The sequence below is a fragment of the Mesorhizobium sp. M1348 genome (assembly GCF_040317925.1).
Classification (GTDB): Bacteria; Pseudomonadota; Alphaproteobacteria; order Rhizobiales; family Rhizobiaceae; genus Mesorhizobium.
The window spans coordinates 24,590-48,183 of record NZ_JAMYLH010000031.1 but is presented as its reverse complement, the minus strand read 5'-3'; the positions used below and the strand labels follow the sequence as shown (position 1 = coordinate 48,183).

The 23,594-nt window shown below is 59.5% G+C and carries 16 protein-coding genes and 1 pseudogene; 1 reads left to right on the top strand and 16 read right to left on the bottom strand.

Annotation, left to right across the window (positions count from 1 at the left end; genetic code table 11):
- Positions 1-3 precede the first annotated feature (3 nt).
- From NKH13_RS30285 to NKH13_RS30260, 6 genes are all read right to left on the bottom strand, one after another.
- The gene (locus NKH13_RS30285) at positions 4-810 is read right to left on the bottom strand and encodes an SDR family NAD(P)-dependent oxidoreductase (protein WP_352916474.1); all 807 of its coding nucleotides are present in this window, start codon (positions 808-810) and stop codon (positions 4-6) included.
- Positions 807-2,522, bottom strand: coding sequence for an acetolactate synthase catalytic subunit (locus NKH13_RS30280; RefSeq protein WP_352916473.1), 1,716 nt, complete (start codon positions 2,520-2,522; stop codon positions 807-809). Before NKH13_RS30280 ends, NKH13_RS30285 begins: the two co-directional genes overlap by 4 nt.
- Positions 2,522-3,892, bottom strand: coding sequence for an aspartate aminotransferase family protein (locus NKH13_RS30275; protein ID WP_352916471.1), 1,371 nt, complete (start codon positions 3,890-3,892; stop codon positions 2,522-2,524). The genes NKH13_RS30280 and NKH13_RS30275 overlap by 1 nt, the downstream gene beginning before the upstream one ends.
- Before the next feature lie 85 nt (positions 3,893-3,977).
- Positions 3,978-5,231, bottom strand: coding sequence for an aspartate aminotransferase family protein (locus tag NKH13_RS30270; RefSeq protein ID WP_352916469.1), 1,254 nt, complete (start codon positions 5,229-5,231; stop codon positions 3,978-3,980).
- A 299-nt stretch (positions 5,232-5,530) separates the two neighbouring features.
- On the bottom strand, positions 5,531-7,282 hold the full coding sequence (locus tag NKH13_RS30265; RefSeq protein ID WP_352916467.1) for a hydantoinase B/oxoprolinase family protein: 1,752 nt from the start codon (positions 7,280-7,282) through the stop codon (positions 5,531-5,533).
- A gap of 5 nt (positions 7,283-7,287) precedes the next feature.
- Positions 7,288-9,351 carry a hydantoinase/oxoprolinase family protein gene (locus NKH13_RS30260; protein ID WP_352916465.1) on the bottom strand — a complete coding sequence of 688 codons (2,064 nt, stop codon included), beginning with the start codon at positions 9,349-9,351 and terminating at the stop codon, positions 7,288-7,290.
- Between the two features lie 174 nt (positions 9,352-9,525).
- On the opposite strand from NKH13_RS30260, the gene NKH13_RS30255 reads away from it, so the two are divergent.
- Complete coding sequence (locus tag NKH13_RS30255) at positions 9,526-10,425, top strand: MurR/RpiR family transcriptional regulator (RefSeq protein ID WP_352916463.1); 900 nt, start codon at positions 9,526-9,528, stop codon at positions 10,423-10,425.
- A gap of 622 nt (positions 10,426-11,047) precedes the next feature.
- Here the strand turns inward: NKH13_RS30255 and NKH13_RS30250 are convergent.
- The 10 genes and pseudogenes from NKH13_RS30250 to NKH13_RS30205 form a co-directional block, all read right to left on the bottom strand.
- Positions 11,048-11,285: pseudogene (locus NKH13_RS30250) on the bottom strand (acetyl-CoA C-acetyltransferase); the annotation flags it as partial.
- Between the two features lie 251 nt (positions 11,286-11,536).
- Positions 11,537-12,943: an aminotransferase gene (locus NKH13_RS30245; RefSeq protein ID WP_352916461.1), complete on the bottom strand. Its 1,407-nt coding sequence runs from the start codon at positions 12,941-12,943 to the stop codon at positions 11,537-11,539.
- 165 nt (positions 12,944-13,108) lie between these two features.
- Positions 13,109-13,606, bottom strand: a complete 498-nt coding sequence (locus NKH13_RS30240; RefSeq protein ID WP_352916498.1) for an Lrp/AsnC family transcriptional regulator — start codon at positions 13,604-13,606, stop codon at positions 13,109-13,111.
- 220 nt (positions 13,607-13,826) lie between these two features.
- Positions 13,827-15,371 carry a fumarate hydratase gene (locus NKH13_RS30235; RefSeq protein ID WP_352916459.1) on the bottom strand — a complete coding sequence of 515 codons (1,545 nt, stop codon included), beginning with the start codon at positions 15,369-15,371 and terminating at the stop codon, positions 13,827-13,829.
- A 6-nt stretch (positions 15,372-15,377) separates the two neighbouring features.
- The gene (locus tag NKH13_RS30230) at positions 15,378-16,805 is read right to left on the bottom strand and encodes an NAD-dependent succinate-semialdehyde dehydrogenase (protein WP_352916457.1); all 1,428 of its coding nucleotides are present in this window, start codon (positions 16,803-16,805) and stop codon (positions 15,378-15,380) included.
- Between the two features lie 199 nt (positions 16,806-17,004).
- Positions 17,005-17,931 (bottom strand): LysR family transcriptional regulator, encoded by a 927-nt coding sequence (locus NKH13_RS30225; RefSeq protein ID WP_352916496.1) that lies wholly within the window; start codon positions 17,929-17,931, stop codon positions 17,005-17,007.
- A 119-nt stretch (positions 17,932-18,050) separates the two neighbouring features.
- Positions 18,051-18,455, bottom strand: coding sequence for an aldolase/citrate lyase/malate synthase family protein (locus NKH13_RS30220; protein WP_352916455.1), 405 nt, complete (start codon positions 18,453-18,455; stop codon positions 18,051-18,053).
- A 4-nt stretch (positions 18,456-18,459) separates the two neighbouring features.
- Positions 18,460-20,520 (bottom strand): hydantoinase/oxoprolinase family protein, encoded by a 2,061-nt coding sequence (locus NKH13_RS30215; protein ID WP_352916453.1) that lies wholly within the window; start codon positions 20,518-20,520, stop codon positions 18,460-18,462.
- A gap of 2 nt (positions 20,521-20,522) precedes the next feature.
- Positions 20,523-22,220 carry a hydantoinase B/oxoprolinase family protein gene (locus NKH13_RS30210; protein ID WP_352916451.1) on the bottom strand — a complete coding sequence of 566 codons (1,698 nt, stop codon included), beginning with the start codon at positions 22,218-22,220 and terminating at the stop codon, positions 20,523-20,525.
- Positions 22,221-22,268: 48 nt separating this feature from the next.
- Positions 22,269-23,585: an aspartate aminotransferase family protein gene (locus tag NKH13_RS30205; protein WP_352916449.1), complete on the bottom strand. Its 1,317-nt coding sequence runs from the start codon at positions 23,583-23,585 to the stop codon at positions 22,269-22,271.
- Positions 23,586-23,594 lie beyond the last annotated feature (9 nt).

Here is a 23,594-nt window from a genome sequence, read left to right as displayed (position 1 = left end):
ACCTTAGTCGGGGTGATGATACTGGACGTTCATGCGGGAACGAACTTCCCCTCCGTTCACGTCGATGATCGCTCCATTGATGAAGTCGGAGTCCTCGCGCATGAGAAAATCGACCACCCGCGCGATGTCGGCTGGACGACCCAGCCGCCCGATTGGAATGCGCTCTAGGGCGGAAAGGTTCGCGGGCGCGTCCGGTGCTCCAGTCATCTCGGTCAGGACTCGGCCCGGGCAAACTGTGTTTACTGTGACGCCTTGGTGGGAGTATTCGCTGACGATCGACCTAGCCAGGCCGACCAAAGCGCTCTTGGATGCGACGTAGCTCGCCCCCGCAATGCGTGGCACGGTTCGGCCGGCAACCGATCCGATAACGACGATGCGCCCATTTCCCATCGTCACCATATCGGGCAGCGATAGTTGACAGCAGAGAAAGGTCCCGGTCTGATTAACCTTGATGACCTCATCCCACTCATCGAGAGGTATGTCGGAAATAGCAGTGCGACCGTTCGGGCCCTTCGGTGAATATCCGGCGTTACACACGAGGCCCGAAATTGCTCCTAGCTCCGAATGGACCCGCAAGAAGAAGTTACGAACCGACGCATGATCTCGAAGATCGGCGGCGCCGGCAAGCAGGCGGCCGCCGGTCGGTATTTCCTCGTGAACCGCCAGCTCGGCGGCTCGCGTGGAATTCGCGTTCGGGCTAAAAAAGGCCACGTCCCAACCGGCGACGCGCAGTTGGCGAACACAGGCCAAACCAATTCCCGATGACCCTCCTGAGACAACGGCAACCTTCGTGAAAGGCGCCGTCGTCATACCAGTTCCGATGGTTCGCCAAGGGTGCCCGTAAAAAGGGAGATCGGTGGGTGCGCATCAGGATCGGTGATGACTTCGATGAGCACCGGCGTCTTCGAGGACAGAGCGCGGTCAAGGGCAGACCCAATGTCGCCCGGATTTTTGACTGTGATCGCTTCGCAGCCGCAGGCCTTGGCGAGAGCAGCATGGTCGACGGAAGCGAAGTGACAGGCTGTCGTATAGCCGCCGAACTTCACGGTCTCGGCATCTTTTTGGAAGCCGAGCACGCCGTTGTTGAGCACGATCACCGTGAGATTGATTTCGGACCGCAGGAGCGTTTCGAGTTCTGCCCAGCTATGGGCAAACCCGCCGTCTCCGACGAGTACGACAACAGGACTGTCGGGTCTTGCCAGCTTGGCGCCCATGCCGAGTGGCAAGCCCCATCCCAGACCTGCCAGGCCGCGCGGAGCGATGAACCGCTGCCCTGCCCGAAGTGTGCGGAGCTGGCCGACGATCCACATTGAAGAATAACTCGCGTCCGCCACGACGATGGTTTCCGGCGTCATACGCGATTGCAGGTCGCGCATGATGCGTTCTGGCCTCAACGGCGTCTGGTTGCTGCCGCTGAAGATGCTGCGATCCTGCTCAAATCGCTCCCAGGCTTCGGCGATGCGACGTTCAAGCGAAACCTTCTTGGCCGAGCGATTGGAGAGATCCTCCGATCGAAGCGCTGCAGTCAGGGCTTGAATTGTAGTGGCTATGTCTCCGACGAGGCGGACAGACTCGTAGTTCCTGCCGACTTCGCAAGGATCGATGTCGAGGTGAACGACCGTCGCTGTAGAAGGAATCGAACGCCAGCTATCGGTTCCGTTCTGGTTGGTCCTGGTGCCGACGAGAAAGACGAGATCTGCCTCATCCATGATGGCGCGCGTGCGGTAGCCGAGGGACCTGGGGCCATTCAGAGCCCCAAGGACGCCGCAAGCAAGGGGCGCGCGCTCATCGACAGCACCTTTGCCCATATTTGTTGTGAAGACGGGTAGATGGGCCATGGTTTGCAGCTCGGCGAGCGCCTTGCTCGCCTGCGGCGAAACCGCACCGCCTCCGGCCAGCACCACGGGCGCCTCGGCGTGAGCGATCAACTTGGCCACAGCCTCGAGCGCCTCGTCGCTCGGGCGGATGGGGTCGAGGGGCCACGTGCCGTATTTCCCTGTCCGGCCGCGCGCGCCAGTCGGAACATTCTCGCGGAGCAGGTCGGCCGGAAGCAGGAGCACGGCTGGGCCAGGCCGGCCACTGGCGGCAGCGATGAACGCGGAGTCGACATAGTCCTCGATCCGGTCAGCCGTTATCACCCGTCGCGTCCATTTGGAGCAGGCCGAGAAAAGGGCGATGTGGTCCAGTTCTTGGAATGCGTTACGGTCGAGCTGGTGGCGCTCGACCTCCTGCACCAAGGCCACCACCGGAATACTCGCCTTAAGCGCTTCGGAAAGCGGCGGTACGAGCAACGTAGCGGCAGGCCCATTTTGGGCACACACGACGCCGACTTTGCCCGACATGCGGGAGTAGCCATCGGCCATTGCCCCACCCATATTTTCCTGGCGATAGGCGATTTGCCGGATTCCGATCTTTTCGCATGCCAGAACCACCGCCGAGGGTAGGCTCTGGGCAAAAATCATCTCGACGCCGTTGCGTTGCAGTGCTGCTGCAATCCGTTCTGCTACAGTTTCCACGGACATTACTCCGATGTCTCCATATTGTTGATGTCTGCTGCGTGTTCTTGGAGGAAGAGACAAAACAGGTCGGATATCGCGTCGACCTCAGTCTCTCCCATCGGCGTTGACAGGCACGCGGCCGCCCCATTCGGCAAAATGACGCCGTGACGGGAAAAGAAGCGCGAGAGGGTCCTTAGGATAGCGGGTTGGGCTGGATTGGTTGCCGTGTCCCTGAACTCACTCGGCTTCCGCCGCATCGGATGAATTCGAAACAGGGAGCCTGCTCCGGTCACGGCAAACGGAGCGTCGCGTTGGGCAATAATCTCCGTGAGGTTGGCGCGCAGCCGGTCGCCCAGCTCGTCGAGTCGAGCGAACGCTGCTTTGTCCAAAGCGCGCATTGCGGCGATGCCGGCTACAATCGAGAGTGGATTGGCCGAGAACGTTCCACCCTGTGGCAGGAGAGGGCGCCCGGACTTGGCGCTGAAGACCTGCATGACCTCCTCGCGTCCGCCGATCGCGCCAATGGGCAGCCCACCTCCGATTATCTTGCCCATGGTGATCAGGTCGGGCTTCAGTCCGTATCGCGCCGATGCGCCGTGGTAGCCTTGGCGCAGGTTCAGCACTTCGTCAGCGATGATGAGCACGCCGTGATGGCGGCAGAGCCGATGCAGCGCCCCCAGGAAGTCCGTGTTCGGCGCTATCAGGCCAGCCCGGCTCGGCATCGGGTCGATTACGACGGCCGCGATCCGCTGTGCATGGGCCTGGAGCTTCTTCTCAAGCAGCTCGGTGTCATTGAAGCGCAGCACAAGCGTCTCTTGGAGAACGCTTTCCGGCATACCCTTGTACAACGGCACCGAGACCGGATCGTCGGCAGGTCCCCAGTTGTCTGGGCTTGCCGACTGGCTGACTTCAACCCAGTCATAGGCGCCGTGGTAGGCTCCCTCGAACTTGGCGATCCCTGCCTTGCCGGTGAAGGCTCGTGCCGCCTTGATAGCGAACATTACGGCTTCAGTGCCGGTGTTTACAAATCGAACCCGATCGACATTCGGAATCCGCTCGCAAAGGATGCTCGCAAGCTCGATTTCCATCTTCGTCGGATTGGCAAAGCAACTGCCGCTCGCCAGCTGCCGATAGACCGCCTCGACGACAGGTTTGAATGCATGTCCGTGGATGAGGGTCGTAAAATTCCCGTTCAAATCAAGATAACGGTTTCCGTCGACATCGAAGAGATAAGCGCCCTCGCCTCGCTCCATGTACTTCGGAATTGGATCGCGTTCGATCGTTACCCGGCTCGTACCGTCGGGAAATACCGACAACGCGCGTGCGTACGCTTCCTCCGACCGAGTCGAGGCAGGTGTTTCGTGCCGAACTTCTGCATTTAGTTGCGTGGTCATTGACATCCCCCTCGCACCTCAAGTCATATCTGCAAGGCCGCCGGTGCGAGCGCTGCCGCCACTGCGCTTTCCGCCGTTTGCTCGATCACTCCCACGGAGATTGTTTCCAAGTTTCATGAATGGCATCCACGAGGGCGGTGGCTAAATCTTGGACATCGGTCTTGCTCATCGGTGTAGAGAGCGCGCCGGAGCAACTCGGCGTCATCAGAAAACCCCGTTCCAGCATTGCGAGGTGTACCTTTGCCAGCGCAGTCTTCTGCAAGGCGCTCGGGAACGAGGTCCGGTAGTTTCGGATAACTTCAGTCTTCAGGTGGAGCCGAAAGAGGGAGCTCATGCCCGTAACTTGCGCGGGGAGTTCCCGCCTTCTGAGTTGCTCAGTGATTTCGCTACGAAGCATATCGCCCATCCGGTTAAGACGGGCCACGGCATCCATAGTGTATGATTGCAGCGCCGCCAGCCCAGCTGTCATGCTGAGCGGGTTGGCGCTGAACGTGCCGCCGTGGGAGACGGCTGGCTTGCCCTTGGTGTGATCGAAGACCGCCATGTGTGACGCAGGCCCTGCGACGGCCCCAACAGGCAAGCCTCCGCCGATGATCTTTCCCAAAGCCACTAAATCCGGCTCAAAGCCGAACGTAGCATGGGCGCCATGATAACCGATGCGGTATGAAACGACCTCATCGATCACAAGCAGGATGCCGTAACGGTTGCAGCAATCCTGGATGACCTCCCGCACATCCGCGTCCATCGGAACCATGCCGACGCGGGAAGCGAACGGATCGACGAGGATCGCGGCGAGACGCTCATGGTGTGCACGGATGAGCTCTCTGCACGTCTCGGGCTCGTTGTAGGGGAGGACCAGAACCTCCGCGGCGGTGGAGACGGGAGTTCCCTTGGCGTAGAGCACACTCTTGGGCGATGAATCGCCCCAGTTCATTGGAGCAGAATCAAGGCTGACTTCCACATGATCGTAAGCGCCGTGATATGCGCCCTCAAACTTCGCGATCATCGGGCGCCCTGTAATCGCGCGCGCGGCCTTGACGGCGTACATGACAGCCTCGGTGCCGGAGCTGGTGAAGCGGACCTGCTCAAGCCTCGGCGAGCGCGCGCTGATCGCTTCCGCAAGGCTGGTCTCACGTGTGGTCGGAAGCCCGAATGCGGTGCCGTCGTCCAGCACTTTGTGCAGCGCCTCAATTACCGGCGGAAAGGTATGGCCATGAACGAGCGAGAAGAAGTTGTTTGCGCAGTCGAAGACCTTTCTGCCGTCCGCGTCGGTGATCCAACAGCCGGCTGCAGACACGGCATAAGGCGGCTGGGGAGCGAAAAAAGGGGCAGCACGCATGCTTCCGCCTGGCGTTATCCTTCGTGCTCGTTGAAACTCGTCGCGAGACTTCGGCCCAACGACCTCTCCCCGGTTATGGCCTAAGCTTGAAATGGGCTGCATGTCCGAACTCCTTGACCACTTTTGTTGAGATGGCGACTGGTTCACATGAACCATTTAATGTCAATCAGGATCAAATGCTTCATTTCCATACACGCATATTCTCCTACTCAGCTCCGAGGTTACGTTCGGGACTAACCCCCGCTGCCCGGCAAACTAGAGGGCCGAGCAGCGCGACTTTTGACTTGCGCGGCCAGGCCTCAAGGCGTGGGGCAGCGTACCCCCAAAAGCTCTTGCCTTCGCGCTTCGGTGGCCAAAAGATCGACTGCAAGCAAATTGGAGCTGAGGACGACGCCGTAGACATCCCTGGCCATCTCGGGGCTCACAATCTCGTCTACCACGTCGCGCTGAACGGCGAGGGGATCCCGCCTGAGCGGATCTCCGAAGCCGCCACCACCTGGAGAGCTGACGTCCACCCTTGCGGATCCCAATTGCATGATTCCATATTGTGGAACGGCAATCGCTTCGCCGCCGTCCAACAGCGTCACGGCGATTGTGCCTTTCACCCCTGGCTCGCCGCCTACGATGCCATAGCCGGTTGGTTTGCGGCTGCCTTCACTGCGAAACGAGTACTCTGCGGGCTGATATGTCGAGGCGGAATATTCAAGGCCGGTTCCGCCGCGAAACTCGCCTGCCCCCCCGCTGTCCTTTCGCATCTCGGAACGATGAATCTTTACCGGATAGATCTGCTCGTAGGTCTCGACATTGGGCAGGTTCATCCCGCCGAGGGTGCAGAGCTGTCCGGCCGCAGGGAAGCCATCGCGCCCCCGGACGGCTCCTGCCCCGGATGACCCGTTCCAGTGATACATCACGTACGTTCTGCCGTCGTCTTTCCGTCCCGACGAAATGCAGTAGCAAGTCTTTCCCCAGCCGGCATAGCCTTCCAAAGGCATGGCCGTCGCAAGGGCGCGCCAGACGGCGTGAACTATCTCGCTCGTCGGATGCACGGTGTTCATCGTCATTGGCGCCGGCGGAAGGGCATTTACGACAGTGCCGGGCGGTGCCTCAATCGTCATCTGCCGCATGGCGCCCTGGTTCTGCGGTACGCGCCCGTTGAAGAACGACATCACCGCGAGGAAGACCGCCGAACTCGTATTGGCAATCGAGCTGTTCTTGAAGCCGCGGATTTGCGGCGCGCTGCCAGAGAAGTCGACATGCAGATGCTCATTCTTTACCGTAAGGGTGACGCGAACGGGCACGTCCATCGCCTCAAAGCAGTCGGTGTCGGAAACATCCTCGCCATAGTACACCCCCTCGGGAATTGTACGGATCATCTCCTTCATCAGCGTCTGTGCATGATCAAGGATCGCGCTGAAAACCCCCTCAGTTTCAGAGAGACCATATTCGCGAGCGAGCGCGACAACCCTGTCGCGCCCGGTGCGCGTCGAGCCAACCATCGCGGCAAGATCACCGTCAAGAAGATCCGAGGTGCGGCTGTTGAGCAGAAGGAGGCGCCAAAGGTCTTCGCGCACACGCCCGCGCTCGAAGAGGCGGAGGACGGGAAGCCGGATGCCTTCATGAAAAATCTCGGTCGCCGCAGCATTGTAGGTTCCCGCTGCACCCCCACCGATGTCGGATTGATGCGCCCTGTTGCTCGCAAACCCAAGAAACCTGTCATCGACGATGATCGGGCGGATTATAGTCCAGTCCGGAAGATGGTTTCCTCCCGCTTCGTAGGGATCGCTCAGGAGGAAGACGTCGCCGTCGTGGAGATCACCGCCATAATCGCGAAGCACCGCGCGAACGGCAAAATCCCCTCCGCCAGTGTGGATCGGAAGACCGTCTGCGACGGATAGCGCATCGCCTCGAGCATTGCTCAGAAAGCAAGAAAAGTCGTGGCTCTCGCTGAAGATCGGGCTCTGCGCGGTCCGCGTCATCGCCCAGCCCATGTAGCGAGAGATGTGATCCAAACGCTTCTGCACCAGCGTCATCGTGATCGGGTCGACGGCCATGGTCATCACTCCGAAATAGAAAGTTGAATAGAATAGTTCCCGCCCTCATCGACCAGCAGCATGTCCGCTGCCCCGAGGAGAATGGTCGTCGTCAGTTCCTCAATGACGGCTGGGCCTGTTATCCTCGCCCCGGGACTTAGCGTCGAGGGAGAGAACACGGGCGCATCGACGAACCCAGTGCGAGTATCGATCCATATGCTGCGGGCGCTACTTGCGTGCAGGCTTTCAGCCGTCGCGCCGGCGGCTTCCAGCGCAAGCGCAGGGAACCGGCCCTTGCCGATAAGATGAAAAGCTACGATTTGTACCTCGTTGCGTTCCTGCACGTAGCCGTAGATGCTAGAGAATTCTTCCTCAAAGCGATGCCGCAGCGTCTGCTTGCTGTCCGTACCGCCGAAGAACGGCACGCGCACTGTCCATTGTTGGCCGCGATATCGCAGCTCCAAGAAGCAATCGATGACGATTGCCTCGCTGGAGAAGCTTTCAAGAAGCCGGCCGCGTTGTTCGTCCTCACGCTTAGCAACCTGTTCGGAAATCCGCGCAAGCGTCTCATCCGAAAGCTCGACCATGCAGGATTGAATGAGGTCGTGACGAATATTGGAATTGCACATTCCAAACGCGCAGAAGACGCCGGCAAGCCGGGGCACGAACACCGACCGGCATCCCAGAAGTCGAGCGACTGCCACACCGTGGAGCGCTCCGGCGCCTCCGCAAGCAACGAGCGTCAGGGCTTGAGGGTTGACGCCGCGCTCGCTAGACATCCGTTCCATTGCGTGCAGCATGTTCTGTTCGGCGAGGCGGATGATGCCGATCGCTGCCCCTTCCACCGTCAGACCCAGTGGTTGCGCCACGTGCTCGGCGATCGCTTGATGCGCGAGTTCCGAGCGGATGTTGACCGATCCGTCCGCGTAGGCGCCGGGCCGCAGCCGCCCCAACACCACGTGGGCATCGGTGACCGTGGCCATCGTTCCCCCAAGCCCGTAGCAGGCCGGGCCCGGGCGCGAACCGGCGCCCTGCGGTCCGACCTGGAGCATGCCGCCTGCATCGACATAGGCGATCGTGCCGCCGCCGGTGCCGACCGTATTGATTTCAACGCTCGCCGTGATCGCCGGGTACCCGGCGATGTCGAGCCGGGTGGTCTCACCAACTTTCCCCCGGTCATACAGCATGACATCGCAACTCGTACCGCCAATCTCCATTGTGATGAGACCGCCAAGACCATCTTTCTTCGAAAAATAGTCAAGCGCGCCGACACCAGCGGCCGGTCCTGAGAGGAGCAGGGAAACCGGGCGCTGTTCTATATCATCAATAAAGGCCGCGCCTCCGTTGCTTTGAACGAGAAGAAGCCTGTTTAACATCCCGAGTTCACCAAGACGCTCGTCGAGCTGTCGGAGATAGGGAACGACCCTTGGACCGATATAGGCGTTGACGACAGCCGTCGAGGAACGTTCGTACTCGCCCATGACCGCCGCGAGCTTCGCCGATCCGCACACAAAGCAATCCGGCATTGCCTCTCGAAGGTAACGAACGCAAAGTTCTTCATTGGCATCATTAAGGTAGCTGTTGATGAAGCAGACGGCGACCGACTGAACGCCGGCCGCTTTGAACCGTGCTATGGCGTCATCGAGATCTGCCCGATCGACTTCAGCTTCGATGCGTCCGTCCTTCAGCACCCGTTCGGTTACCGGCCTGCGCAGCCAGCGTGGCACCAGCACATCGGGCCAAGGCGTCCGATAGTCCCATACGTTCTCGCGAAAGCCGCGGCGGATCTCGATTGCATCGCGAAAGCCTCGAGTAACGAGCATACCCGTCTTGGCACCCTTTCCTTCGAGAAGAGTGTTGGTGGCGACGGTGGTGCCATGGACGAAATGGGTGCATGCCGACAGGAATTCCCGGATCGTAAGACCCTGGCTCTCCGCCAGCGCGGAAACCCCGGCAAGAACACCCACGGAAGGATCGTCTGGCGTAGATGCGGTCTTATGAATGCGAATACCGGAACGGGATCCAATGGCGACGACATCGGTGAAGGTGCCGCCGACATCAATCCCAACTCGCCAAGATTCTTTCGCCAATTCCTTTTCTCCTACGGATTTATCTTTGTGCGTTGGTGGTGACATATCGTTCGAAGACCCTCCCGGTCTGCAGTCAGGATCATTGGATCATACAGTTCATTGTTCGTCAATATGGATCAATTGCTTCTAACTGAGAATCGTGGCAGCGTATGATCAGCAATGCGGATCGTATTCATGAATCCCAAACCGTCCGACATAGACGCGAAGTTGCGGCAACTCATGCCGGAGGCTCGTGGGCCTGCGGCTGCTGCGATCCAGTTCCTTATTGCCCACCGCGACGAGATACCCTTTCGCTCCATGCGCGAGCTTGCTAAGCGCGCTCGGGTGCCTTCAGTAACGCTGGTGCGGTTGGCGCAGAATCTTGGCTTTAAGGGTTTCGATGAATTCCGCGAGGTCCATATTGCTGAATTGATCAACAGTAAGGGCAGCAACAGGGGCCGCGCTGCTGAGCTTATATCCCTTGGCCAGAAGGAAGGTGCACTTGGTTTTGCTGCACAGTTCGCTGAGCGTGAAATCGAGGCGCAAAGAGCAGCGGTTACTGCGCTGAGCGAGAAGCAGCTTGAAGCAGCGGTACAGGCACTGGTCGAAGCCTCACGGGTCTATGTGATCGGACGCCGCCCCTTCTTTGCCCCCGCCTATTCGCTTTCCTATTCGTTGCGGAAGGCCAAACCAAACACTCACCTGCTCGACACCGGTGGAGGATCAGGATTGGAACTCGATGACCTCACGCAAAATGACGTGGTCATCGGGTTTACTTCCCACCCTTATAGCAGGGTCACCTTTGACGTGGCGAAAAATGCGAAGGCCCAAGGAGGGACGGTTATTGCTGTCACTGACAGTGAGAACGCGCCAATTGCACGGTTTTCGGACCATCTTTTCCTCATGACAGCGCGAAGCTACGCCTTTCCGGACTCCGTTGCAGGCGCTTATGTTATCGCGAACATTCTTGTCGCCCTGACGGTCTCGAGACTAGGCTCAGATGCACTAGCGCGCATCCAGCGCAATGAGCTAGAGATCCGCGAAACGGGAGAATATCTGGCCGAACCCGCGCGGCGCTCAAAGGCCGTCACCTGAGAATCAAGGCGATTGACATTGATTTCTGTTTCTTGAGCCGAATACGCGATCCTTCCCCTACGAGGTGGATCAGTGGCAGTGCGATGAAGCGCGTCCGGGTAGCCGCCTTATGCCACGGGCGGTCGCACGCGCCGACCCTACGTACGTTCACGATATCGGAAGCAACCCCGATCGAGCAGGCTCAAGCGCGCGGTCATGAATGAGGGCCATTTCGATATTTCGTAGCAGCCGTACACACCCAACAACACCGGCCCAGGGCTTGTTCGATCGCGCCGCGCGACCAGTGAGATCGGAACCTCCACCCCGTCTTCCGCTTTCGCCATGACAACCATCGCCACGTATCGAGCCGACCCCGGAATGCGAGCCTGGTACAGCGCCATGACGCAAATGGCCGTTACAGCACGATCGCCGCGACCTCAAGGTTCGCTTGCTCGTCCGTTTGCCCCTCCTTAAGTCGCTGGCGTCCGACACCTCTCACTATGGCCATAGTCTTTCGATCCGGGCGCGATTAGCTGCAAATCAGTTCAGACCTCGGCGTGTCCCCGCCTGAACTGGACTTACGGCTCCTCGTCTACAGACGAATAGCTAACACGGCGCCGGCCATCGAAACTGCTCTGCCAACTCACAGCGATTCGACGTACATGGCAATCCCCATGCCGCCGCTGCAGAACGTCGCTAACCCCTTGGAGACGCCGCGCGGCGTCATCTTGAAGAGGAGCGTGTTGAGAAGGCGCGCCCGGCGCTCCGATCGGATAACGATGGCGCTAAACCGCAATTGGCGTTGACGATCGACGGATCCCACCCGAGATCCTCGTAACGGCGCAAACCTGCGCCGGGAAGACTTCGTTCGCCTCGACGAGTCCCCGACGGACCAACCGGCCTCTGCCCATTCACTGCAGAATGCAGTGAACCATCCAGTATCCCAGAAAAGCGCCCTGCCGATCGGGAGGTAAACCGGCAGGGCGCGCCGCGCAAAGCTCGGTGGGAGGACCGGACGGCAGCGGCAAAAGTGGTGGAGCAAGGTATTCAAAGGCTTATCGCCAACCACGTGATCCAGCAGCTCTCCTCCAAGAGTTGCCTTGTACTGCTCCTCATCTATGTGCGGTCAGGATCATATCGCGCCCTCGGCCTTAAGCGCGCGGTAGGTTGTTTCGACGGATTTCGCCGTCGCGTCGACGATGATGTTTACCTCGTCCCTGGTGATGATCAGTGGCGGGGCAAAGCCGAGGATATCGCCATGCGGCATGGCCCGGCCGATGACGCCATTCTCAAGCAGAGCAGCGGCGGCACGCGCCCCGACCTGAAGTTCGGGCTCAAAAGGTACGCGCGCTTTGGGATCCCGCATCATCTCTACGCCAGACAGGATTCCAACGCCGCGAACTTCGCCGACAATGGGATGTCCCTCCAGTTCGGCTTTCATGCGGGAAAGCCAATAGGGCCCGACATCCTGGACATGTTCCAGGATGTTTCTTTCCTTAAGGACATTAATGTTGGCGAGTGCGGCCGCCGCGCAAAGCGTATGACCGGAATATGTCCAGCCATGGCCCAGAGCTCCGTGCTTCTCCGTTCCTTCTTCCAGGACCTTCCAGACGCGGTCGCCGATAATTGACCCGGAGATGGGGAGGTAGGCGGAACTGACGCCCTTGGCGATGGTGACGAAATCCGGGCGCATGCCATAAAGGTGGGAACCGAATTTCTCACCGGTTCGCGCGAAACCGCAAACCACTTCATCGGCGATGAGCAGGATATCGTACTTGTCCAGCACCTCTTGAATGGCCGTCCAGTACCCCTTTGGGGGGGGAACGATGCCGCCGGTCCCAAGTGCCGGTTCTCCGATAAAGGCTGCAACCGTATCCGGGCCCTCAGCAACAATAAGGGCTTCAAGTTCGTCGGCGCAACGCTTGGAGAAGGCTTCCTCAGTTTCGCCCTCGTGCGCATGGCGATAGTAGTGTGGCGTCGTTGTATGGCGCACCAGGTTCAAAGGCAGGTCGAAAAACTTGTGAAAGAATGGAAGGCCTGTCAGGCTACCGGTGACCAACCCGGAACCGTGATAACCGCGATGTCGCGAGATGATCTTCTTCTTTTCAGGTCGACCGAGGATGTTGTTGTAATACCAGACGAGCTTGATGTTGGTTTCGTTGGCATCGGAACCGGACAGGCCAAAATACACCCTTCGCATGTTCTGTCCGAAATATTCGACCACGGCCTCCGCCAAACGGGCAACAGGCGCCGTGCCTTGGCTGGCATAGACATGAGCGAACGGCAGTTCGTACGCTTGCTTGGCAATTGCATCAGCGATCTCCGTGCATCCATATCCCATGTTGACACAGTAGAGCCCGCCGAAACCGTCGAGGCTCTTTCGGCCTCCAGTATCCCAGATGTAGACGCCTGCCGCTCCGGCCATAATCCGGTTTGGCGTCTCGCCGCGGCTGTGTTTTGCCAAGTGCGTGGACGGATGAAAGACGAAGCTCCGATCCTTCTCTTGAACTTGTTTGGTTCCCAGATTGGTCAGGCTCATTGCCGCTCTCCCATTGATCGCCCGGCGGAGAACACTCGGTCAGCCGCTCGTCAAGTGGTGATTATACCTACGGACACCCCTCACGTTCCACGGCAATGCGCATCCGCGGCCGCCGAATTCACGGAACTTGGGTCAATCTCCGTGGAAAACACGGGCTCCCGAAACTCACCGCTCTTTTAGTGCGGACAAGGGTATCGGCGAATTGGATTTTACGGATTTCGTCACGACGAGGCTATAATATTGGTCGATCCCGAGGCCTAGCTGCAGCAATCCTTCCATGAATTCCTGATAAGCCGCCATGGAAGGTGCCGCTACGCGCATGAGGTAATCGACCCGGCCTCCGATGGCCCAGCAGTCCAAAATTTCAGGGACGCCCTGAATTGCGGTCTCAAAATGTCGTTGGTCTTCGAGGCGGTGACGATCCAAAACCACCTCCACCATCACGAAAATCACGCCCCCAGTGAGGGATGGACTGAGCCGCGCGTAATACCCTTCGATAGCTCCTGCTGCTTCGAGTATACGAAGCCGCTCCGAGCAAGCCGACGCCGACAAATGAACGCGCTTGGCTAGCTCGCTTTTCGATATCCGACCGTCTGCTTGCAGCTCGGACAGAATCCGAAGGTCCCAAGCATCCAGACGTACGGTGTTTAGTTTAGACTTCATGGCCTGCCGAAGCTGAATCACGGCTTTACGTTTAGGCTGCTTATGGGTCTGTGCCAATTGCATCTATGGTGCCGACGCGCCAACTAAACGCTGCGTTCGTCCCGGATGGTGCAGACGTGGGCATGGGCTCATTCGCAGCTTGTCCCAAACCAAGCGCGCAGCCTCGTTGCTCTTCGGAGCCCATGGATAAGCGAGGCAGGACAATTGTTTGACGGGAATATCAAACGCCGATGTTGCGCGCGATGCTATCGGCAGCCATGCGCTTGCGCCACTCAATCGGCCCGGAATTGTGAATCGAGTTTCCCTCGACATCGACAGCCATGATCACCGGCATGTCCTGGACCTCGAATTCATAAATGCCTTCCATGCCCAGGTCCTCAAAGGCAACGAGCCGCGCGGCCTTGATCGATTTTGATATCAGGTAGGCAGCGCCACCCACTGCTACCAGATAGGGCGTCTTGTGTCTGGCAATCGATGCAATAGCCGCTGGCCCCCTCTCCGCCTTACCGACCATCGCCAAAAGCCCGGTTTGCGCGAGCAGTTTGTCCGTAAAATCGTCCATGCGGCTTGAGGTTGTTGGGCCAGCCGGCCCCACGACCTCATCCCTTACCGCACGGACAGGTCCGACATAGTAGATCACGCGTCCTCGCAGATCGACCGGGAGCGGCTTACCCGCATCGATCAGGTCGACCATTCGCTTATGGGCGGCGTCACGACCCGTCAGCATCTTTCCGGATAGAAGAAGAGTCTCCCCGCAGCGCCACGATGCTGTCTCTTCCCTCGTCAGCCCATCCAAGTTGAGCCGGCGGACGCCGGTTGTTTGCAAGTCCTCAGGACCGATCTGGGGCCATTGGGAAAGGTCGGGCGGTTGGAGTTGCGCTGGTCCTTTACCGTCCAATGTGAACGTCAGGTGGCGGTTGGCTGCGCATTGCGGGATGAGTGCCACAGGCTTGGACGCCGCATGAGTTGGATAGGTTGCAACCTTGACATCAACGACGGTTGTCAGACCTCCGAGGCCTTGGGCTCCGATCCCGAGAGCGTTAATGCGTTCATAAAGCTCAATGCGGAGCGCCTCCTCCGCGTTGGCAGATCCCCTGGAAAGAAGTTCCGACATGTCGATAGGTTCGTTCATAGCCTCCTTGGCGAGCAGCATCGACTTTTCGGCGCTACCACCAATCCCGACCGAGATCAGCCCGGGCGGGCACCATCCACTACCAAGCGTCGAAACGGTGTCGACCACCCAGTCGGCAACGGACGCGCTGGGGTTAAGGGTGGTGAAACGTGCCTTGTTTTCCGACCCGCCGCCTTTTGCGGCGATGGTGATCTCAATCTTGTTGCCTTGCACAAGTTCGACGTGGACGACTGCCGGCGTGTTGTCGCGGGTGTTCAATCGTCGGCCAAGCGGATCCGAGACGATCGATGGTCGAAGCGGATTGTCGGGGTCGAGGTATGCATGTCGGACGCCTTCATTCACGAGGTCGGCGAAACTGGCCGAAGACTTGATGCGAACGCCCATCCCGACCTTGGCGAAAACCACCACGAGACCAGTGTCCTGGCAGATCGGCCGCCGCCCAAATGCCGCCATCCGCGAGTTCAGCAGTATCTGCCCTATAGCGTTCTTTGCCGAAGGGCTCTGTTCGCGCTCGTATGCCTCCGAAAGGTACCGGATATAGTCTGGAGGATGATAATACGAGATGTACTGGAGGGCGTCGGCGACGCTCCTTGCTATGTCTTCCCCGGCAATGGTGCGCGTCCTTTTGTTCACCAACTCTTACCCGAATGACCCGAGCCCGTTGACCAGTTTCAGGCTTTGAAAGCTCCGCAGTCCCTGCTCGCCACCTTCATACCCATAGCCGCTCTGTTTGACTCCTCCATACGGCGCGTCCGCGGACACCCCTTTCAGGTAATTTACACTGACAGCGCCAGCTGAAACACCGTCGATCAGCGCTCGTTTCGCATCGGCGGCGCCAGTGAAGAAGTAGGCGGCCAAGCCATACTCGGTGGCATTGGCTTCTTCGATAGCCTCCTCGATAGTGTCGAACGGCGCCACGGTCAGGATCGGCCCAAACGGCTCGTCATGAAGGACTTTCGCATCCTTGGGTACCTCCGTCAGAATGGTTGGCGGCCAGTAAAAGCCAGGCTGCTCCAGGCGCGTGCCACCGGTCTCTATGCGGGCGCCGCGCTCCACCGCGTCCTCGACCAGAAGCTGCATGGCCTCGATTCGCCGCGAGTTTGCCATCGGTCCCATCTCGGTCGTCGGGTCGTCGGGTGGGCCGATCTTGATTTTGCGGGCGATTTCGGTCATCCGCGATAGAAACTCCTCATAGAGGGGCCGCGCGACAAGGATTCTGCTGGGCGCATTGCAGCTCTGGCCCGCGCACTCGAACTTGTATTCCGAAATTGCCGGAACGGCCTTTGCGAGATCCGCATCCTCGCAGACAACGACCGGGGAGTGTCCACCGAGTTCAAGGACACACCGTTGCAAGTTATTTGCGGCAAGCTTGGCCAGGTGTTTTCCAACCGCGGTGGAGCCCGTGAAGGTCAAGACTTTCACAATTGGTGAACTGAGCAGGTGTTCAGAAATCTGCGCCGGCACGCCGAAGACAAGATTGACCACGCCGTCCGGGATACCCGCCTGGCGCAGGGCTTCGACAATGTGGATGGCCGCACTCGGTGTCTCTTCTGCTCCCTTGAGGATTACAGGACACCCTGCCGCCAATGCGGGGGCGAGCTTGCGGGCGATAAGCACTGCGGGATAGTTCCATGGCGTGAAGGCAGCCACCACACCGAGCGGCTCAGGGACGATCATTCGGTTCGGGCCATGTGGAATGGGGGCCGACAATTCTTCGGCGTGTGTGCCGTACCACTCCAGCGTTTCAACTGCGCGCGCGTACTCGCCTGTTGCTTCGGCAATCGTCTTGCCCTGTTCTCTCGACAAATCCCTGGCGGCGTCTCCCACTTTCGTTGCCAGGATTCTGGCGGCCGCAACAAGGATTTCGCCGCGATCCTTCGGCGGTCGCGAGGACCAGGCTCGGCGGCTGCGCTCTGCAGAAGCAAGGGCCTCGTCCAGATCAGAAGCCGACGCCGCGGCGACTGAGCCAAATACCGTCTCTGTCGCCGGGTTGGTCACCGTCAGGCTTCCACTACCGTCTCGCCAACTGCCGTTGATGAAAAGCTGATAGGTCTTGGCGTTGGACATCGCATGCTCCGCTCTAATGAATTTGCCAAGTACGAGAACGGTCGGTATCCGAACCCTGGCTCGCTGCTCTGCGATTTCATCGCGATAGTCGCATGCGGTCAAATATCGATTGTCGCGCAAAACCATCTCGAAATCAGATAGATACTGCTCAAGCAGCCGCGAAGAGCGTTAACACCAGAAGGTCTTGGCTTGGGACTTCCTAAACCCGGTCCGGAACCGTGGCTGACCAGTGCTTGCCCTCGATCAAAGTCTTCACGACTCTGGGAATCAGCTTGCGGACCGCAGACACGGCTGGAGAGCGCTCATCTTTCGGGTTGACGGCAAGCACAACGGAACGGGTGATCACCGGATCGATGATTTTAACCGTCCGTAGTTGGCGTTGAGATGCCTCTTTCTGAATGGCCGACGGAGCAAGGATAGAATAGGCTTTCCCTTCCATGACCATGTTAATGATCGTGGAAAGGGAGTCGACTTCGAATCTGACGTCCAGCACACAGCCATGTTGGGCAACGACATCAGCCACCGAACGCCTGACATTGTTGTTGCGCATGGGAACCGCCAGCGGAAACGCGTGCAGCTCGGCGAGCGGGATCGAATCTTCGAACGGCGGTTCACCCGGCGGCACCACCAGACAAAGTTCTTCGCGCGCCAGCACCGTCATTTGCCCCACGCTCTCGGCAGTGCGATAGAGGACAGCCAGATTGAAGCGGCCAGCAGCCATCCACTCCTCCAGCGGTCCCGTCATGCCCTCGATCATCTTAAGCGAGATCCTCGGCAATTCGCTTCTTACCGATTCAAGCAGGGGACCACTAAGGACGCGAGCGGCTCCGGACGGAATGCCAATGGTCACCTCTCCGGAAGGAGCAGCCACCGAGTTGGTCAGTTCTGCCTCAGTGAGCTGAATTTCCTTCAGGATGATCCGCGCGCGCTCAAGCAGCTTGTCTCCGGACGCCGTGACGCTGACACCGGTCCTGTCGCGAACGAGCAGCTGGGTGCCGAAACCTTCCTCTAGTTGACGCACATGCAGGCTTAGAGCGCTCTGAGCAACGTTGAGGGTCGCAGCTGCCTTTGTGAAACTGCCGGCTTCAACGACGCCGACAAAGTATCTTAACTGCCTGATGTCCACGATGAACAAATCCAACCGGGGCATATTTCCCAGTGCTATTACGTCTATCTCGAAACGAGATGGCAGGCAAGTCACAAAAACTATCGCACCAGTTCGAACAGCCTATCCGGCCGCTGAGTTCAGGCTCTGTTGTCGCTAGAGAGAGCCAGGATCTCGTGGGCGCGCCGCACCACTGGCGGATCGATCATTTTGCCATTCAATGAGAATGCGGAGAGTCCACGCGTGGCGGCATCATTTTCAGCCGCGACGACCTTATGGGCCCACTCGACCTCCTGGGCGCTTGGCGAGAAAGCCTCATTGAATATGGCCACCTGTGTCGGATGGATCGCCAAAGCTCCGGCAAAGCCAAGCTGCCGCGCATGTGCCGCGGCTTCATGAAGTTTATCAGTCTCGGAGAACTCGCCGATGCTCCCTATGAAGCCCAACGAGAGCAACCCGGCTGCACGGGTGGCAAACAGAACAGCGTGTAGACTAGGCGCAGATGGCTCCTTCAGACATCGCTCGTTCCAGTAGCGACGCAGCAACCAATCATTCAGCGGCGGCCCGGCCAGGCCCGATCTCGATATCCAGCCAACCCAGGTTGTTCACCGTCAATACATCGGAATGCCCAATGAGAATTGTGGTCGTTTCGGATTCGATCAGGGCTGGCCCGGTTATGCGATGGCCAGGCGCCAGGCTGGAGAAATTGAAGACCAGGACCCGCTGCGGCCCGTCGAGATAAATAGTTCGCGAGGAGGAGGCGGCGATAGGACTAGCTCGACTTTCAACCATCGTCTTGTCGGCGATCCGAGCCACGTCGCCGACAGCCGAGACACGGGCGTTGACAAACACAACCTCTTGGTTGGGCGATGCGTAAGTATAGAGTTCCTCATGGCGACGATGAAAACGCTGATCCATCTGTTCGACTAGATCAGGAGAGCCGAGGTCGAGCCCATCAAGGTCCACGTCGATCTCGAATATCTGCTCGCCATAGCGCATCTCGGCGGATCGCTCGATCCTCAGCGGCCCATCGAACCAGCTCTTCATCCTCGCCAGAGCGGTTGTTTCCAATTCGGAAAAGACCTCGCGGACCGTCGTAGCGTCCACGTGGCCGGTTCCAATGCTTGTCCGGCTTATCTCGTACCGCAAATCGCTCGCAAGCATGCCCCAAGCCGACAGAACCGACGCGGCAATGGGCACGATAACCCGCGGGATCTCCAACGCTCGTGCCACTTCGACGGCATGTAGTCCCGCGGCTCCTCCGAAACTCACCATGGTGAAGCGGCGAGGATCGACTCCGCGCCGCAGCGTCATAAGCCTGATGCCGTCGGCCATGCGGAGGTTGACCACGCGGTAGATTCCGGCCGCGGCTTGCTCAACCGTAATGCCGAGTGCCGACCCAATTCGGCCGACCGCGACTTCCCCTGCGGCCTTGTCAAGCGGCCGGCGACCACCCATGAAGGTATCAACGCCTAGATAGCCTAGCACAACGTTTGCATCTGTAACGGTCGCAGCAATTCCGCCGGTGCCGTAGCAGGCTGGTCCTGGCTGAGAGCCTGCACTGGCCGGTCCGACGTTCAGAGAACCTCCCGCATCCACCGACGCGATTGACCCGCCGCCGGCAGCGATACTGGCGATATCGAGACTGCGCAAGGCGATGCGCTCACCGGCCAGTCCAGCATCGGCTGTAAGCATCGCTCGGCCTTCCGCAATCAATGAGATGTCGGTGCTTGTGCCACCCATGTCGAAGGGGACGAGATCGGCGATCCCGAGCAATTCAGCACAGCGGCGGCAGCCAGAGATACCGCCAGCGGGCCCTGAAAGAACAGTTCCGGCAGCGAGACGCGAGGCTTCTTCAATAGGGGCCATCCCACCATGCGACAAAATGATGAACAGGCTTCCCTTGAAACCATCTTCAGCGAGCCGACGCTCAAGATTGCTGAGATAGTGCTTGACCGACGGACCTACATAGCTGTTGACGACGGTTGTCGAGACTCGCTCGAATTCCTTGATCTGAGGCCAGACATCGCTGGAACGCGAGACATAGACATCAGGTAGTTCGCAGCGCAGGCGTTCGACCGTGGCGAGTTCGTGAGTAGGATTTCGGTAGGCATGGAGGTAACAAACCGCAACGGAGGTCGCGCCTAAGCGCCGGATGGCCTCGATAGCTGCGTCCAACGAAGCGTCGTCCAGCGGGATGCGGATCGAACCGTCTGGATTCACCCGCTCCCTGACGCCAATGCGCAGCGCTCGGGGGACGAGAGGTTCCGGCGGCGGAGTGCGCAGGTCGTAGCGGTTCTCCTTAAGTCCCTCGCGCATTTCCAGAACGTCGCGATGACCCTCGGTGGTAAGGAGTGCGACCTTTGCCCCCTTACGCTCCAGCAGCGCATTCGTTGCGACCGTGGTGCCATGAACCAGACGCGCCGTTTTCGCGAGCAGTTCGGATCGGTCTAGGCCGACCTTTCGGGCTAGTTCGGCGAGTCCAGTCATCACGCCTAATGACTGGTCCGCCGGCGTTGACGGCGACTTTGCAAAGGCGGCCGTCTGATCGTGTTCGACCAGGACGAAATCAGTGAACGTGCCACCGACGTCGATGCCGATTGTGTACATTGTCAGATGTCCTTCAGAGTATTTGTCACAAGGTGTTGGGTGCGGTCGCGCGCCAACGCGGCTGGTGCGCGCTTATCTGCAGGCCCCCAACCGCCGCCGCCCGAGGAGCGGATTGCAAGGACGTCGCCCGGCGACAGCACGATGCCGACCTCTTTGGTCTTGAGCGCGCGCGGCGGCTTTCCAGAAGACAGAAGTCGATAGTCGTGGGGTGCACCATCCTCGCCCCCTTGCAGACCGCAAGCACCGTGTCTGACACCGTCGCCAGCCGTATTGGCGAGCGCTGGCTCAGCGATCTCGAGTTCAAGGTCAAGCGCGACCCCGAGCCCACCACGATGCTGACCGCGCCCCCCAGAATCCTCCCTGAATTCATGATGACGGAAGTGCAGCGGGAAGCGCACCTCAGCCACTTCGATGGAGCCGAACTTGATGCCACCCGCGGTATGCCATTCACCGATCGACGACCAACCATCACCGCCGGAAGACGCCCCTCCCCCCGGCCGCGCATGGAACATGTGCCAGATGAAAGAGCGGCCATTGCGGGGATCTTGTCCCTGAATGGCAACGCGGAAGCGGCGGCTCCAGCCAGCCATCGCCCGATCTGGACAACTAGCTGAGAGAGCCTTGACCACGGCCTCGACAATCTCGTTAGAGGGATGGCTCGTGCACATCGTCACCGGTAGCCCGGGATCGGCCCACACGATCGTGCCCTGCTTGGCGACCACCTTAAGCGGGCGCAACGCGCCCTCGTTCTTCGGGGTATCGGGGTCGATCAGATAGGCAAAGGCCATTGCCACCGCTGCCTGAGTATTAGCGTGAGACGAGTTCACGAAGCTGTCAGTCTGCGGATCCGATTCGCTCAGGTCGACTTCAATATCGCTTCCGCGCTTGGTCACTTTCGCGGCAATACGAAGGTTCTGGCGGTTACGTCCGTCGTCATCGAGAAAGGCCTCGCCATAGAAGACGCCATCCTTCCAATTCGCAACGACCGAGCGGGCTTGCTCCTCTGCCGCATCAAGGATGCTTTCCATTGCCGCATCGACAACCTCACGCCCGAACTCGAGGAAAAGCTTGTCAAGTTGGCGCTGACCAAGATTGGCGGCACCGACCATCGCCGCGAGATCGCCGCGAAAATCGCGGGCGTTCCGCACGTTGAGTGCCAGCATGTCGAGCAGATCGTCGCGCAGCTTGCCGCCCTCGTAGAGCCGGAGCGGCGGTAGACGCAAACCTTCCTGCCAAATTTCGGTTGCCAGCGGATTATAGCCGCCGTGGGTAGCGCCGCCGATGTCACTCTGATGCGCCCGGACGATTGTCCAGAGCATGCGCTGTCCCTCGGCAAAAACAGGGACGAAGGCGGTAAGGTCCGGCAGATGGCTGCCGCCGTGATAGGGGTCGTTCAATAGGAACACATCGCCCGGGACGATGTCCTTAAAACGGGCCTCGATGGCCCGCGCCGCCCATGGTAAGGCCCCGACATGGACCGGGATATGGTCCGCCTGGGCGATTAGTCGCGAGCGGGTATCACAGATACCGATCGAGAAGTCTCGGCTCGAGTTCAGGATTTGGGAATAGGAGGTGCGCAGCATCGCCTCGCCCATTTCGGCCACGATCGAAGAGAGGCGATGCTGGACTACGGAGCGGGTGATGGGATCGACCGTGGTGGACATGGGCATGCCTTTCAGTTGGTCCAGCGGCGCAATCATGCGCCGGTTCAAACATCAGCGATGGGAAGCGCAGGATGGCGGCGGGGGTTACATGGCAGCGACGTCTGCGATAGATTCCCCGATCGCGGCGAGCACCGTCTCGATGTCCGTGTCGGCCATGGGGGTCGAGAGAGCTAGCAGCCCGTATCCGGCAGCAAGTACGCCGCGATTGAGCAGCCCGAGATTGAACCGGGCTAGCTTCGCTGTTTCCTCCGGGCCGGCGAACGCAGTGCGATAATCGCGCACCTCGCGCTCGTTGAAATGAATCTTCGCGAGCGATCCGACTCCAACGGCGCGGCCGGGCACACCGTGGCGGGAGAACGCCTCATTGACGCCGGTGCGCAAGCGGTCGCCCATGAACTCGAGCCTCAATAACGCTGCTTCGTCAAGCAGTTCCATAGCGGCCAAACCGGTGCGCATCGTCACCGGATTAGCCGAAAACGTACCGCCGTGAGGCAGAGAGGGCTTGCCGGCGGTAGGGTCGAACACCTCCATGAACTCGGCACCACCGGCGATGGCTCCCACCGGAAAACCACCGCCGATGATCTTGCCCAGCGTCGTTAGATCAGGGTACACACCCCAGCGTCCCTGGGCGCCGTGGAAACCGAGACGGAAGCTGATGACCTCGTCGAAGATCAGGACGGCGCCTACCTCACGTGAGACCTCGCGCAAGGCCTGAAGGTAGGTCTTGTCGGCCGGAACGAGCCCGGCACGATTAGGCATCGGATCGACCAGGATGCAAGCGAGCTCTGTGCCATGTGCTCGTATCAGGCTCACCGCGGCATCGATATCATTGAAGGGTATAGTAAGGGTGTCGGCCAAAACGCTCGCCGGAGTACCTTTCGCGTAGGCCACCGAGACAGGTGCATTGCTTCCCCAGGCGGCGGGGGATGGATCGAGACTCACCTCGGCATAATCATAAGAGCCATGGTAGGCGCCTTCGCACTTGGCGATCTTTGGCCGACCTGTATGCGCGCGCGCCGCCTTGAGCGCCATCATCACCGCTTCGGTTCCGGAATTGCAAAAGCGGACGTGCTCCACGCTTGAAAGACGAGCGGCAATCAGCTCTGCGAGTTCGATTTCGGATTCAGTGGGCATACCGAACGCACTGCCTAGCGCGATCTGACGCGTGGCGGCTTCAACCAACGCCGGGTGCGCATGGCCGTGGATCATAGCCGTGAAATTGTTGATGCAGTCGATGCGCGCCACGCCGTCGACATCGAAAGCCCGACACCCTTCGCCTCGTGCCGCATAGATCGGGTATGGCTTCATGAAAACGGTGGTACGTGTATTGCCCCCGGGCAGACTCTTCAGCGCTCGGGCATAAAGCGCACTCGAGCTGGAAGATGGGTCTGGGTAGGTCATCGCTCGTTC